Genomic DNA, 14,811 nt, shown 5'->3' with positions numbered 1-14,811 from the left:
TTTAATATCTCCTATTCCATCACACGGATTGCATGATATCCCTCATGAATTGCAGTTAAAATTTTTCTTGGTGCAACAGCATCTCCAATAACAGCAACTTCATCATATTTTTCATCTAATAAATCTTCTAATTGATTATTAGGTCTAAATCCAACAGCATTTAAAACAGTATCACATTCAAGCGTCATTGTTTTTCCATCTCTTTCAAATGTAACACTTGTTGGTGTAATATTTGTTACTTTAGCGTTTGCTTCTACTTTAACACCACGATCTTTAACCATTTTTCTTAAGTGTTGATCATTATTTAAGCAGTGATTAGCTGTAAATAAGATATCTGGACACATTTCAACTAATGTGACATCTCCATCTTTTCCTGCAATATCACAAGCTGCTTCCGTACCAGCAAGTCCAGCACCGATAACAACGACTTTTTTACCAACTGTTGCTTGATGTGTTAAATAATCACTCGCAAGAACTGTGGTATCAATACCTGGAATTGGTGGCATAGCAGGAGTTGAACCAGCAGCTAAAATAACTTTGTCATAATCTCCTTCAAGATTGTCTTTAGTAATAGGTGAATTTAAATGAATATTCACATCTAGTTTTTTACATTGTGTTTCTAAGTATTTAATTAATTTTAAAACATCCGCTTTAAAATCAGGACCACCTGCAGGCCATAAAGTTCCACCTAATTTATCTTCTTTTTCATATAAATCAACATCAAAACCACGGCGTTTTGCAGTAATGGCAGCCATCATGCCAGCTGGACCTCCACCAATAACTAATACATTACGTTTTTGACCATTTGGAAGTGGTAAAGCATAAGCTTTTTCTGCATAACATAATGGGTTTACCGCACAATAGTAGTGTTTTCCACTAAATCCAGCAAGTAAACATTCATTACATCCAACACATGGAGCGATATCTTCTTCATGATGTGCTTTAACTTTTTTAGGCCAATATGGATCAGCTAACATTTGATGAGCAAGTCCTACATAATCTAAAATACCATCTTCAACAGCTTTTTTAGCTACTTCAGGATCTTTTAAATTACCATCACCTAATACTGGAACACTTACAATATCTTTAATTGCTTTTTGTACATCAAGTTTATATCCTTCTTTACTATAAACAGTTGTAATCGCTTGGAACCATTCTTCATAACATCCGGTATCAACATGTAAAGCATCAACACCTGCTTTTTCTAAGATTTTAGCCATTTCAATACCTTCATCAATGGTTCTAAAGCCTTCTACTCTTTGATGTGGTGTAAATTTAACAAGTACTGGCATTGTATCTGGAACATTCTTTTTAATTGCTTCAATACATTCCAATGTAAAACGCATACGATTTTCAAGTGTTCCACCATATTCATCTGTTCTATTATTCCATTGAACAGAATGGAATTGATCTAATAAATATCCTCCATACGCATGTAATTCAACGCAGTCTGCACCAGCATTTACAGCAAGTGAAGCACTGTACCCTACTTTTTCTACTAAATAATGAATATCTTCTTTTGAAAAAGGTTTACAAATTAAATCTGGGAACCAGAATGCACCTACACTACCCGCACTATAAGGTGGTGTAAAAGGATCAGTAAATTGTTGACGTCCTAAACCTGGTGATAATTGTACACAGACTTTTGCACCATAAGCATGACATCTTTCAATTAACATATTTAATCTTTCTACATGATGGAAATCAGAAAGTTCTGTACATGGTCTTGGTTCATATTTTGTTGAAACAACGTTAGCACCTGTAATAATTAAACCAGCGCCACCTTTTGCTCTTTCTTCAAAATAATCAATACCTTCATTACAGTAAGCTCCATCAGCTTCTCCTGTCGTTCCCATAGGTGACATGAAAATTCTGTTTTTTAATTTCATTTTTCCTATGTATGTCTTATCAAATAAACTCTTAGCCATTTCTTTTCCCTCCTCATACCATAGTAAATGTTTATTTAACTTAAGTAAATTATAAAACTCTAAAATTAAATGTCAACGCTTTCAATGAATAAAAGTGAATTTTTTAACAAACTCTTTACATGAAATATATGTTATATTATTTTTAAGGAGAATTTTATGAAAATTACGAGAGAAGAAATATCAGATACTGCAGTTAAGCTTTTTTTAGATAAAGGATATAATAATGTAACCATCCAAGATATCTGTAATGAATTAAATATTACTAAACCTACTTTATATAAATATATAAGTAATAAAGAAGATCTTATTTTAGATCTTTATGATTCAACGATTGATCATCTTGTTAAAGATACTTATAAACTTGTTGATAGTGATAGTCACTATCAACAATTACTGATTGTATTTTCAACTTTAATTAAAGATACAAAGAAATATGGTTACGATTTATTTAGTCAAATGTTTATCGCTAATTTAAAAGAAAATAGAAATAGCTTTGCGATGAGAGAAAATCTTACAAAACTATGTATCATCATCATAAAAAAAGCTCAAAAAAATAAAGAAATTCACAATCTTTCCAATCCTGAATTTCTTTACCAAGCTTTAGCTCATACTTTTACAGGTCATGAAGCTTTATGGTGTATTAAAAAAGAAGAAAAATGTTTTGATGAATCTTTTTATTTAAGTATGAATGCTTTATTAGAAGTTGATCCTGCTTATCAAGATTTATATAAAGAGTATTTGTAAACCTTTTATTTTATTGATAGAATAGTCGAGGTGATAAAAAATGTTGATAGAATGTTCAAATATAAAGAAATCATTTCAAGGAATTGATTTGTTGAAAGATATAAGTTTTAAAGTAGATGATCATGATAAGATTGCGATTATTGGTGTCAATGGTGCTGGTAAAACAACGATTTTAAATATCTTAATTGGTGAAGAAAGTTATGATAGTGGTGATTTATTTAAAAGTCGTGATTTAAATGTAGGTTATTTAAAACAACATCATGATTTAGATATGAATAAAACCATCTATGAATGTGCTTTAGAAGTCTTTGAACCTTTGATTAAAATAGAAAATCGTATGCGTGAATTAGAAGGCATCATGGCTTATGATCATAGTGATCAAGTCATGAATGAATATGATTCACTTACAAATAGATTTAATGAAAAAGATGGTTTCAGTTATCCTAGTCGTATTGTTGGTGTTTTAAAAGGAATGGGCTTTGTTGAAGAAGATTTTCAAAAATATGTTTATGAACTATCTGGTGGTCAAAAAACCAGACTTTGTCTTGCCAAGCTTTTATTAGAAGAGCCTAAACTTTTGGTTTTAGATGAACCAACCAACCATTTAGATAGTCAAGCTATTTCCTTTTTAGAAAACTATTTAAAGGGTTATAAAAATGCTTTGATTGTGGTCAGCCATGACCGTTATTTTATTGATGTTGTTTCTAATAAGATTATTGAAATAGAAAATGGAAAAAGTCACAGTTATAATTGTCGCTATGAAGAATATTCTATTCAAAAAAGAACACAACGTGCTATTGATTTAAAACACTATATCAATCAACAAAAAGAAATAAAAAAAATACAAGAAAGTATTGATACATTAAAATCATTCAATCGTGAAAAAAGTATTAAACGTGCAGAATCCAAAGAAAAACAACTTGCAAAGATTGAACGTATTGATCGACCAGAAAATTTACCAAGTGCCATCACTGTTCAATTTACACCAGCTATTGAATCAGGTTATGATGTTTTAAAAGTCACTGATTTATCAATGCGTTATGATCAAATGGTTTTTGAACACTGTAATCTTGATATTAAAAAAGGAGAACGTGTGGCTATTGTAGGGGAAAATGGGGTTGGTAAAACAACTTTATTTAAAGCCCTTGTAGGTCAACTTCCTATTGATCATGGAAAAATACGTTTTGGTAGTCATGTAGAAATGGCTTACTATGATCAAGAACATGAATCTTTAAACTATAACAAAACAATTTTTGATGAAATTAGTGATTGTTATCCACGTATGACTAATCAAGAAATTAGAAGTACCCTTGCTATGTTTAACTTTAGAGGCGATGATGTCTTTAAAGATATTGCCATGCTTTCTGGTGGAGAAAGAGGACGTGTTGTTTTAACAGAAGTTTTATTAAAACAAGCCAACTTCTTAATTCTTGATGAACCTACTAACCACTTAGATATTTCATCTAAAGAAGTTTTAGAAGAGGCTTTAAAGAGTTTTGAAGGTACAATTTTATTTATTAGTCATGATCGTTATTTTATAAACAAAATTGCAACGCGTGTGATTGAAGTACAAAAAGATCAATGTCTTTCTTATAATGGTAATTATGATGATTATTTAGCTCAAAAGACACCTGTTGTAGAGACAACACAAAAAGTGGTTACCGAAGCAAGACAAAGACAGATCATTGATAAAAAAACAAAGAATGAAATTAAAAAGCTTGAAAGAACGATTGATTCTTTAGAAAAAGAAATTAATTCTTTAAAAGAGGAACTAACAAGTGAAGAAGTCATGAATAATTATAAAAAATATAATGAAATTACTGATTCTATTGATGAAAAAGAAATGGAATTAATGGAAATCATGGAAAAATGGGAACAGCTACAATCGTAACTGTTCTATTTTTTCATATTTTAAAAAAAATAAATATATTTTTATAAATTATGTATAATACCATTGAATTTAAGGAGGATATATAAATGTTACACAAAACTTTAAAACCATTTCCTAAAGATTTCCTTTGGGGAGCAAGTACAAGTGCTTATCAAGTAGAAGGTGCTAGTTTAGAAGATGGAAAAGGTCCATCATGTCAAGACGTAAAAGTCGTACCAGAAGGAACTTCTGATTTAAAAGTCTGTGCTGATCAATATCATAGATATAAAGAAGATATCGCTTTAATGGCAGAAATGGGATTCAAAACTTACCGTTTCTCAATTTCTTGGTCAAGAATTATTCCTGAAGGAACAGGGGCTATCAACCCTAAAGGGATTGAATACTACAACAATGTCATCAATGAATGTTTAAAATATGGAATTGAACCATTAGTAACTATGTTCCATTTCGATATGCCTGCAGCATTAGATGAACGTGGATCATGGGGAAACAGAGACTCAATCGATTGGTTCTTAAACTTCGCAAAAGTTATGTTTGAAAACTTTGGTGATAGAGTTAAATATTGGTTAACAATCAATGAACAAAATATGTTAACTTTAGTTGGTCCTGTTATTGGAACATTAATGATTCCTGAAGGATGTACAAATGTTTTAAAAGAAACTTACCAACAAAACCACCATATGTTAGTAGCACAAGCAAAAGCGATGGCTTTATGTCATGAAATGTTACCAGGTGCTAAAATTGGACCAGCTCCAAATATTTCATTAGTTTACCCAGCAAGCTGTAAACCAGAAGATGTTTTAGCTGCACAAAACTACAACGCTATTAGAAACTGGTTATACTTAGATATGGCTGTTTATGGTGTTTATAACAACTTAGTGTGGGCTTATTTAGAAGAAAATGATGCATGTCCTGAATTTGGTGAAGGTGACGAGGAAGCATTAAAGAGTGGTCATCCTGATTTCATCGGTTTCAACTATTATAATACTGCTACTGTAGAAGCAAGTGATGGAACTGAAAAATTAGATCCAGGTGCAGATCAACAAACTGCTCGTGGTGAAAAAGGTGTTTATAGAGGATATAAAAACCCTAACTTACCAACTACTGAATTCGGTTGGGAAATCGATCCTATGGGATTCAGAGCAACAATTCGTGAAATGTATTCAAGATATCGCTTACCAATGATCGTTACTGAAAATGGTTTAGGAGCTTATGATACTTTAACTGAAGATGGTAAAGTTCATGATCAATACAGAATTGAATATCTAAGAAAACACATCGAACAAATTCATTTAGCTATTTCTGATGGAGCAGAAATGATGGGATATTGTCCATGGTCAGCAATTGACTTAATTTCTACTCATGAAGGTATGGTTAAACGTTATGGATTTATTTATGTAGATCGTGATGAATTTGATTTAAAAACATTAGATCGTTATAAAAAAGATTCATTCTATTGGTATAAAAAAGTGATTGCTTCTAACGGAGAAGATTTAACTGACTAATAATTAAGTATTTTAAAAAGAAGTTTAACTTTGTTAAGCTTCTTTTTCTACTATTATAAAGCAAAAAATTACGAATTATTGCTTCGTAATTTTTTAGTAATATTTTAATTATTTTGTTATAGATTTTTTATTTTTATTGTGAATATACTCAGCCATTACAGCCATACTAATACTTCCTGTTACAACATATAAATAAACATGGTTTGTATCGCCTGTTTTAACTGCACTTGTTTTTTTAACAGGTTCATTTTTTATCGTATTTTCTACAGGTGTTTTTATTTCATCATTTAAAGATTGTTTAGCTGTCCATTGCCATAAATGTTCTCCATTATTTGCTGGCTCATTTTTAGCTGTATGAATCCAAGAACTATGTCCACCTGTTTCATATGTAGTTAATATAGCACCTTTATCTTTTAATAAAGTATAAACTCTTAATGCACTTTCTTCGTATTTAACTGTTGTATCATCTTTAGCTTGAATAACCCATGTTGGTATATTAATTGATTTTATCTCTTCATCTGTAATTATTCTACCTTCACCATATGTCTTTATGTTTTGTTGATCAATAGCTGGACATGTTGATACTACTGCAGCAAATAAATTTGGATTATGTACAACCATATCTAATGCCATATATCCTCCTGCTGAACATCCATAAGAATATATTCTATTTGAATCAATATTATTATTTTTTATAATATTATTAATCAATTTTGTTGAATCATCAATATTTTCTGACCATTCATGTGGAGTTTGAGGTGCCAATACATATGCTCCATTAAAAATATTTTGTGCTTCATCGCTTGCTAAAGCAACAGCTCCTCTATTTGCTTTTAATTGAGAAAGATTATTATAGTGCAATCCTCTAAATCCAGATTCTCCACCTCCATGAAACCATACTATAAGTGGGTGTTTATTCCCATCATTTGCATTATTAGGTGTATAAAATTGATATTTTAACCCATTTGATTCACCTGCGCTAAATTTATCAATTTCTTCATTTATGATTTTTTCATTTTGTAAAAATTGAATATTACTTAATTCACTTCCATCTTTTAATGGTAATCCCTTATTCAAAGTAATTTCATACTTTATATTCAATAAAGAATTACATCCTTTTAACGTTGTAAAATTTGCTGTAAAATCTAATGTGTTTTTCCCTTTTGTTTCTTTATTGGTCACTAAGTGTAAAATAATATTTCCATTTTTTTCTTCTACACTTTCAACTTCTCTTTCTTCATCATATAATCCACAATGTTGTAAACCAGATTGAGAATTAGGACCAAAAAATTCATTTTCAAGTTGACTAGAATATACTGTTGTTCCTGTTGCATGAACTTTAAACATATCTTTTGTTATCTTACTATGATCAATTTCTAGATTAGATGTTTTCAAAACAACAGAATCTATAGCTTCTCCATCATCATAAACTATAGAATGTAAATCAAAATTAACGTTTTGTCCATCTAATGCATAAACTGGAATAACTGCAAAAGAGAACAACAACATCATACTAAATAAATAAGTTGTAATTTTTTTCATGATACCCTTCCTTTCTATATTTAAAATATATAGAAAATAATAGATAAATTATATTTATTTAGTGACTTTATCGTCATTAATATGTGACTTTCTATATTGTCCTGGTGTCAATTTAAATATTTTTTTAAAAGAATTAATGTATTGTGTTTCGTTAGAAAATCCTGTATTAAACGCAATATCAGTAATTGTTTTGTTATTCAATTCTAACTCAATTAGCGATTTATTTAATCTATATTGAGTTAAATAATCTTTAAATGAAATACCTATTTCTTTTTTAAAAAATCTTGAAAAATACTCTCTAGAATATCCAAAACGTTTTGCTACCTCATATACAAGCAATTCTTCATTATAGTGGTTATTAACATATTCTAATATATCTCTTGTCTTTTCTGTTTTAATCATTTTACGTTCATTTTTACAATTTTCGTATAAAAAAATTAACATTTCCAGTGTCACCATTAATATGTTCATATATTTGGTAGATTGATTACTTATATAAAAGCTATAAATATCCATCATATATTTTGTTATTTTCTTATTTAAAAACGGCTCGTCAATATTGAAATATATATTCTTAATATCAGGTATCATTTTCTTTAAAAATCCGTAATTTATATGCATTGTATATCCTACAATTTTTTCATCAAATTCTTTATATTGAGGTATAGAATAATGAATTTCTTCACAATTTGATATATTCACTTCATTTTTATAACGAATCCTTTTCACCCCATCATTAAAAAAAATAACTTTTCCTTCAAACACTATTGATAATTCTAAAGACCTATGCCAATGTGCTGTACAAATTTTACATGGGCTTTTTTTATGAGGACAAATACTTATAGGTAAATTATTCATTGTTTTTGTTATTTCATAATATATTTTTTGCATTTTCCCTCCGACTTAAAATTCAATCAATTGAGTTATTATTTTTTAATAGCATTTTTTATATGTCTTAAATTTAAAATTTTCTAAAACGCTTATTACACGCCCTATGTAGAAAGCTGAAAATACAGTTCCTATACCAACACCATAAATAGAACTATGACAAATAAGACAAATAATGATTGTTGCTAGAATCATACTAATATCAAAGATGTTCTTACATAAAGAATAAGGTCTATGGAAAACTTCTGAAATACTTAATACCAAACCATCAACAGGTGTCATAATTAAATTTCCTTTAATCATAAAATACACACCTATTGCACAACACGTATTCCCTATTAATAACACAAGGATTTGTGTATAAAAATTCAAATTTATTGTAGGTATTATGTATTGATATAAATCTACCAAAAAACCAAAAATAAAAGAAAACGGAATTTCTAAAATAAACTTCATACTGATTTTTCTTTCAAGAATCATTTGAATACAAACGAAGATTAAATAAAAAACAATATTTGCTTGTCCAAATGTTAGAAAAGTTAAAAAACTTACCGCATAAGGAAGTGTACTAAAGGCCCCTACTCCTAAATCAGATAATGTATTACATGTAATCCCTAAAACTAATATATTCATTCCTAATAAATAATATAAATATCTTTTCATATCATCCCTCTTTTCATTCTTATTTTATAAACCTCTTTAATAACTTTCCAATATTATTATTTCATATTATAATAACTATAAGTTATGAGGTGATTTTATGAATATTAGACAACTTCAATATTTTGTTGATTTAAGTGAAACACTTAATTTTACAAAAACAGCTCAAAATTTTTATATTAGTCAAACAGCTATTACTAAACAAATTCAGTGTTTAGAAGGTGATTTAGATATTCCTTTATTTCATCGGTCAAAGAAATCTGTTTCTCTTACAAGTGAAGGACAAGCATACTTGCCATATGCCAAGAAAATATTAGAGGATATTGATTTAAGTTATAAAGTCATAGAAGAATATCGAAGGGGAAAGCGTTGTACTTTTTCTATTGGTTTTATTAAATCATTAGATGATGAATTACTTTTAAACTTATTACAAAAAATAAAAGAAAATTACCCTTTGATTCATCTACAATATCAAGCTTATTCACGTTTAGAACTATTACATTTATTTAAAGAAAGAAAACTAGATTCGATTATTACTTTTGAATATCCTGAAATAAAAGATGAAAATCATCTTTTATTAAAAAAAGGTCATTTAAGAAAATATTACCATCAAGATTGTTCTCTAAATAATTTAAAACTTATCTATGATGTAAGACAAGAATCGCTAGAAAACTATGAAATCGAACAAACACTTTTAAAAGTATGTTTAAAAGAAGGATATGCTATTTTACATGATTTTATCGAATCAAATCAGTATTCTAAATATCTTCAATATCAAGATTTAGATATTTCCTCTCCCATTTCCTTCTACTACCATTTAAATTCTACGAATAAAATCTTACAAAACATTATTCAGCTAATAGAAAAAGGATAGCCTCGCTATCATTCTATATTTGTTATAAATTCTATTTCTTGATCACATTCAAAATATTGTTCAGTTTCTTCAACAATTTCTTTTCTTAAACCAATTAAACCAATTAAGTTTGGAATTGCCATACAACCATTAACAATATCCGCTAAAACAAAGATAAATTCCAAAGACATAAATGGTCCAATTGTAATAAATATAATAAAAACAATTTTATAAATCTTTACTGCTTTTAATCCTTTAAGATAATACATACATCTTTCACCATAATAATTCCATCCAATAATTGTTGTAAAGGCAAAGAATACAAGACCAATATTGACAATATATTTACCAATTAATGGAATAAATAGTCCCACTGAAAATGCATGTGTTGTCATAGCTGCACCATCTAATCCTGTTGTATAAGATTGTGTCAACACGATAGCAAGACCTGTCATTGTACAAATAACAATCGTATCAATAAATGTCCCTGTCATTGAAACTAGTCCTTGTTCTACACAAGAATCTGTCTTTGCTGCAGCTGCCGCAATTGGAGCACTTCCAAGTCCACTTTCATTCGAGAAAATACCTCGACTAATTCCCTTTTGCATCGCAATAACCATAGTAATTCCAGTTCCTCCACCAAAAACTGCTTGAGGTCTAAAAGCTGATTTAATAATTAAAGCAATAGTACTTGGTAATACTGTAATATGTGACACAAGTATTAAAACAACCCCTCCAATGTATAAAACGCACATAAATGGAATAACTTTTTCTGCCACCGAAGCAATTCTTTTGATTCCTCCAATGGTAATAAAAGCAACTGCAATTGTTAGAAGAATTGCTGTTATGTAACGTGGAATGCTAAATGACATAGTAAGAGCATCAGAAATTGATTTTACTTGCGTAAATGTTCCAATTCCAAGTAACGCCACACTGACTCCAAAGAAAGCAAAAATTTTTGCAAGCAAAGGACTATGTAGACCTTTTTCTAAATAATACATTGGTCCTCCTGCAATCTCACCATTTTCATCTTTTTGACGATAACGAATTGCAAGTAACCCTTCGGAATATTTAGTAGCCATCCCAAAAAAGGCTGAAATCCACATCCAAAATAAAGCACCTGGACCACCTGCTGCAATTGCTGTAGCAACTCCGACAATGTTTCCTGTCCCTATCGTTGAAGAAAGTGCAGTACATAAAGCTTGAAAGCTACTGACATCTCCATCTCCTTCTTGTTTTTTAAAGATGCATTTAAAAGCTAATTTTAATTTTGTAAGTTGGATCAATCTTAATTTGAAGGTAAAGTAAATACCTGTCCCTAATAACAGACAAATAAGTGGTAATCCCCATACATAATCATTAATTTGTTTTAATATTTGTGTTAGTAATTGCATAAAAAAACTCCTCCTAATAAATTAGTCGGAATTAATAATGAAAAAATACTATTTAGCCACTGTCCTTTTACCTGAGAGTTTCACCCTAACGGGCTTGCTCCTTCGGTGTTCAATTGAATGAATCTCTCCAATGGTTCGTCCAATAGCGATCCTTTTACCTGAAATCTTTAATTCTTCGGTGTTCTTATAGAATCTCTTTCGCCATTATCATCCGATATACGTTCTCATTATATCAAATTGTATACAATTGTAAACATTTATTTTATAATTATTATTTGTTATAATGCACGTATGAAAAAAAATAAATATTTAATACTTACGATACTTTGGATGATTTTTATCTTTGTGATGTCACAAACTCCAGGAAATGATTCTTCTAAACAAAGTAATTTTATTGTGGATATCATTATTCACATACTTCCAATTACAAGAGATACCCTTTCCTTCATTGTAAGAAAATGTGCACATATGACAGAATATGCCATTCTTGCATTCTTACTTTATAAAACTTTTATACATAAACAAAATCCATTGATAAAATCATTCATTTTTACATTTTTATATGCCTGTAGTGATGAGTTTCACCAACTATTTATAGCTGGAAGAGCTGGTCAATTTAAAGATGTATGTATTGACTCTACTGGAGCATTGATTATGCTTTTAATAATTTATTTTATAAATAAAAGAAAGGACAAGAAGAGATTGAGATAACCTCAATCTCTTATAATTTATGATGTAATTTTAAAAATTCTATCAACATATGATCTCGATATTGTTTTAAAGATTCTTCATTATTTCCAATTTCTTCACTACGATTTTTCATTGCTTCTTCAACACCACTTCTTGCTCTTTGTGGCCAATCTTCTGGCAATTCTTTAAAATCAGCCATATCATCTAGCCAAAGATTAATAGAATCATGAAGATGATTCATTAAACCATCCACACCTGCAGCTCCTCCACCTAAATGGAAAATTAACGAAGGACCCATAATACCCCAACGAATACCTGGTCCAAAAGTAACAGCTTTATCTGCATCTTCAACACTACAAACACCACTTTCTACTAAATGACAAACTTCTCTATATAAAGCCATTTGTAGTCTATTACAAATAAATCCAAGAGCTTCTTTTTGAAGAACAACAGGTTCTTTATTGACAAATGTATAAAAGTCTTTAGCTTGTTGAACATATTTTTCTTCTGTTTTTTCACCTTTTGTAATTTCTACTAAAGGAATAAGATGAGGTGGATTATAAGGATGTCCGCCTACAAATCTTTCTGGATGTTTTGCATTTTTAGCAATTTCACTAATTAATAATCCAGATGTTGAACTCGCAATAATTGCATCATCCAAACAATATTTTTCAATTTCTTTTACAACTTGATGTTTTACATCATAGTGTTCTGGGGCAGATTCTTGTATAAAACAAGCCCCCCTTACTGCTTCTTCCATTGATGTAGTCAATTTAATATGATTTTCTACCTCTTGTAATCTTGTTTCATCAAGTACATTATTTTCTTTTAAAATATTTAAATTATCATGGATAATTGTTTTTGCTTTTGATAGAACTTCATCATTGATATCATAAACGACAACATCCAAATCTTTTAAAGCAAAACAAATTGCCCAACTTGCACCAATCACCCCACTTCCAACACATGCTACTTTTTTATTATTCATTTCTTGTCATCTCCTATAATTCTATTATACGCTTTATAGAACAATCTGGTAAGCAATATGTTACTCATAATATTGTTTGAGATAATCTATAAATTTTTCTTGGATTTTTGTTTTACTTTCTTTTTTCCAAATCATATACCAATGATATTGTGGCATATTTTTTATATGAATAAATTTTAAATCAGGATCATAATCTTCTTTATTAATAACAAGGGCACTTGCTAGATTATGTTTCACTATTACTCTCGCGTTTTCTATCAAATCATAGGTTCCAATAATTTGATCATCTGATATAAAAGACGGCACTTCTCCATCATTGATTGCTTGATGGGCGACCACAAGAGAAATATCTTTAAGATTGGTTGCTTCTATAACATTTTTATCAGCTAAAAAATGATCTTTTGAAACCCATAACCCCAGTTCATTTTGTAAATTGAGTCTAATTCCTTCATAATATTTTTTATCGTATTCTCTAATAAAAACACCAAAATCTAATAAACCATTTTCAATATCATTTAATAAACTATATTTATCCCCACTATGAATATGGAATTTTACAAAAGGATAATGATTTCTAAATTGTTTAATAATTTCCATGATTTCATCTAAATTATCAGTTTGTCCAGTTCCAATATAAATATTCCCAACTAATAATTCATCATTATTCAATTCATCTACTGTCTTATCAACTAACATTAAAATACTTTCAGCTCTTTTCTTCAAAAGCATTCCCTTTTCTGTTAAAACCATTCTTTGTTTATTTCTAACAAATAATAAATGACCTATTTCATTTTCCAATTCTTTCATTTGTTTTGATAATGCAGGTTGTGATACATGTAATTTTTATGCAGCTTTTGTCATATTTTCTTCTTCTGCTATTTTAATAAAATACTTTAAGACTCTTAATTCCATGCTTACCTCCATAACTATTAGTTATATTATACCATAAAATATATGTATTTGTAATTGACATTGTTTTTATTATCATTATAAATGAAAGGAGAACATTTATGGAAATATTATTCATATCAACAATTGCTGGTTTATTACAAGGTCTTACAGGCTTTGGTGCAGGAATTATACTTATGTTATATCTACCCTATCTTTATCCAGTGATTCAATGTTCAGGAATCATTGGGATCATTTGTTTGTTTTTATCTTTGATAATGGCTTTACAGTATAGAAAGTTTATTGAACTTAAGAAAGTATTAATCCCTTTGAGCATATATATTTTAATATCTACAATCACAATAGTGATAGGACCCTCTTTAAACTCTAGTTATTTAAAAAAAGGATTATCTCTCTTTTTTATTTTATTAAGTTTCTATTTTCTTTTTATAAAAAAGAAAAATACTCAAATAAAAATGAGTATATTTATTTCGCTATTTTGTATTTTAATTTCTAGTATATGTGACGGTTTATTTGGTATTGGTGGGCCCTTAATGGTTATTTATTTTAAAAATAAAACAGATAATCAAAATGAATATCTTGGATGTATTCAATTATTTTTCCTAGTTAACTGTATTTATAATACGATTTTAAGAATAATCAACGATATTCTTTTACCTCAACACCTATCCATAATTTTGATATCAATACCTGCTATTTGTTTAGGTTTACTTATAGCTAAAAAGATTTCTTATCAATTAAATATTAATTTCATTAATAAAATAACTTATCTTATTATCGGTTTAAGTGGTCTTTTCAATTTAATAGCATAGAAAAAAT

Annotated in this window: 13 protein-coding genes, 1 pseudogene and 2 riboswitches; of the genes and pseudogenes, 6 read left to right on the top strand and 8 right to left on the bottom strand. The window is 29.0% G+C overall.

Annotated elements, in window-relative coordinates; genetic code table 11:
- Nucleotides 1-11 precede the first annotated feature (11 nt).
- Complete coding sequence (locus Fi14EGH31_RS01200; protein ID WP_117788541.1) at nucleotides 12-1,928, bottom strand: NAD(P)/FAD-dependent oxidoreductase; 1,917 nt, start codon at nucleotides 1,926-1,928, stop codon at nucleotides 12-14.
- Between the two features lie 156 nt (nucleotides 1,929-2,084).
- On the opposite strand from Fi14EGH31_RS01200, the gene Fi14EGH31_RS01195 reads away from it, so the two are divergent.
- From Fi14EGH31_RS01195 to Fi14EGH31_RS01185, 3 genes are all read left to right on the top strand, one after another.
- Nucleotides 2,085-2,672 carry a TetR/AcrR family transcriptional regulator gene (locus tag Fi14EGH31_RS01195; RefSeq protein ID WP_227352046.1) on the top strand — a complete coding sequence of 196 codons (588 nt, stop codon included), beginning with the start codon at nucleotides 2,085-2,087 and terminating at the stop codon, nucleotides 2,670-2,672.
- Nucleotides 2,673-2,712: 40 nt separating this feature from the next.
- Nucleotides 2,713-4,563, top strand: coding sequence for a ribosomal protection-like ABC-F family protein (gene abc-f / locus Fi14EGH31_RS01190; protein ID WP_117347604.1), 1,851 nt, complete (start codon nucleotides 2,713-2,715; stop codon nucleotides 4,561-4,563).
- 86 nt (nucleotides 4,564-4,649) lie between these two features.
- The gene (locus tag Fi14EGH31_RS01185) at nucleotides 4,650-6,068 is read left to right on the top strand and encodes a glycoside hydrolase family 1 protein (RefSeq protein ID WP_117783018.1); all 1,419 of its coding nucleotides are present in this window, start codon (nucleotides 4,650-4,652) and stop codon (nucleotides 6,066-6,068) included.
- Between the two features lie 108 nt (nucleotides 6,069-6,176).
- Here Fi14EGH31_RS01185 and Fi14EGH31_RS01180 read toward each other — a convergent pair whose 3' ends face one another.
- Genes Fi14EGH31_RS01180 through Fi14EGH31_RS01170 form a run of 3 tightly spaced genes read right to left on the bottom strand, consistent with a single transcriptional unit; the run spans nucleotide 6,177 to nucleotide 9,161 of the window.
- Entirely contained in the window at nucleotides 6,177-7,610 is a 1,434-nt protein-coding gene (locus Fi14EGH31_RS01180; protein WP_200765048.1) for a prolyl oligopeptidase family serine peptidase, read from the bottom strand.
- 54 nt (nucleotides 7,611-7,664) lie between these two features.
- Nucleotides 7,665-8,501, bottom strand: a complete 837-nt coding sequence (locus Fi14EGH31_RS01175; RefSeq protein ID WP_118748928.1) for an AraC family transcriptional regulator — start codon at nucleotides 8,499-8,501, stop codon at nucleotides 7,665-7,667.
- A 42-nt stretch (nucleotides 8,502-8,543) separates the two neighbouring features.
- The gene (locus Fi14EGH31_RS01170) at nucleotides 8,544-9,161 is read right to left on the bottom strand and encodes a YczE/YyaS/YitT family protein (RefSeq protein ID WP_107030181.1); all 618 of its coding nucleotides are present in this window, start codon (nucleotides 9,159-9,161) and stop codon (nucleotides 8,544-8,546) included.
- A gap of 97 nt (nucleotides 9,162-9,258) precedes the next feature.
- On the opposite strand from Fi14EGH31_RS01170, the gene Fi14EGH31_RS01165 reads away from it, so the two are divergent.
- Nucleotides 9,259-10,032, top strand: coding sequence for a LysR family transcriptional regulator (locus Fi14EGH31_RS01165; RefSeq protein WP_200765047.1), 774 nt, complete (start codon nucleotides 9,259-9,261; stop codon nucleotides 10,030-10,032).
- Nucleotides 10,033-10,040: 8 nt separating this feature from the next.
- Here Fi14EGH31_RS01165 and Fi14EGH31_RS01160 read toward each other — a convergent pair whose 3' ends face one another.
- Nucleotides 10,041-11,405: an alanine/glycine:cation symporter family protein gene (locus tag Fi14EGH31_RS01160; RefSeq protein ID WP_200765046.1), complete on the bottom strand. Its 1,365-nt coding sequence runs from the start codon at nucleotides 11,403-11,405 to the stop codon at nucleotides 10,041-10,043.
- A 49-nt stretch (nucleotides 11,406-11,454) separates the two neighbouring features.
- A riboswitch (glycine riboswitch) is annotated at nucleotides 11,455-11,541 on the bottom strand.
- Nucleotides 11,542-11,616, bottom strand: a riboswitch (glycine riboswitch).
- 80 nt (nucleotides 11,617-11,696) lie between these two features.
- Here Fi14EGH31_RS01160 and Fi14EGH31_RS01155 point away from each other — a divergent pair.
- The gene (locus tag Fi14EGH31_RS01155) at nucleotides 11,697-12,116 is read left to right on the top strand and encodes a VanZ family protein (RefSeq protein WP_117481281.1); all 420 of its coding nucleotides are present in this window, start codon (nucleotides 11,697-11,699) and stop codon (nucleotides 12,114-12,116) included.
- A 10-nt stretch (nucleotides 12,117-12,126) separates the two neighbouring features.
- Here the strand turns inward: Fi14EGH31_RS01155 and Fi14EGH31_RS01150 are convergent, their stop codons facing one another.
- The 3 genes and pseudogenes from Fi14EGH31_RS01150 to Fi14EGH31_RS15505 all read right to left on the bottom strand — a co-directional run.
- Nucleotides 12,127-13,083 carry a 3-hydroxyacyl-CoA dehydrogenase family protein gene (locus Fi14EGH31_RS01150; RefSeq protein WP_200765045.1) on the bottom strand — a complete coding sequence of 319 codons (957 nt, stop codon included), beginning with the start codon at nucleotides 13,081-13,083 and terminating at the stop codon, nucleotides 12,127-12,129.
- Nucleotides 13,084-13,143: 60 nt separating this feature from the next.
- A complete protein-coding gene (locus Fi14EGH31_RS01145) occupies nucleotides 13,144-13,779 on the bottom strand; it encodes a LysR family transcriptional regulator substrate-binding protein (protein WP_267905651.1) in 636 nt (211 codons plus the stop codon).
- Between the two features lie 45 nt (nucleotides 13,780-13,824).
- Nucleotides 13,825-13,914: pseudogene (locus tag Fi14EGH31_RS15505) on the bottom strand (LysR family transcriptional regulator); the annotation flags it as partial.
- A 179-nt stretch (nucleotides 13,915-14,093) separates the two neighbouring features.
- Here Fi14EGH31_RS15505 and Fi14EGH31_RS01140 point away from each other — a divergent pair.
- Entirely contained in the window at nucleotides 14,094-14,804 is a 711-nt protein-coding gene (locus Fi14EGH31_RS01140; protein ID WP_117481277.1) for a sulfite exporter TauE/SafE family protein, read from the top strand.
- Nucleotides 14,805-14,811: the final 7 nt, after the last annotated feature.

It is taken from the genome of Faecalibacillus intestinalis, from assembly GCF_015097455.1.
In the GTDB taxonomy this organism is placed as follows: Bacteria; Bacillota_I; Bacilli_A; order Erysipelotrichales; family Coprobacillaceae; genus Faecalibacillus; species Faecalibacillus intestinalis.
The sequence above is the reverse complement of the archived record's forward strand: the minus strand, read 5'-3'. Positions and strand labels throughout refer to the sequence as shown.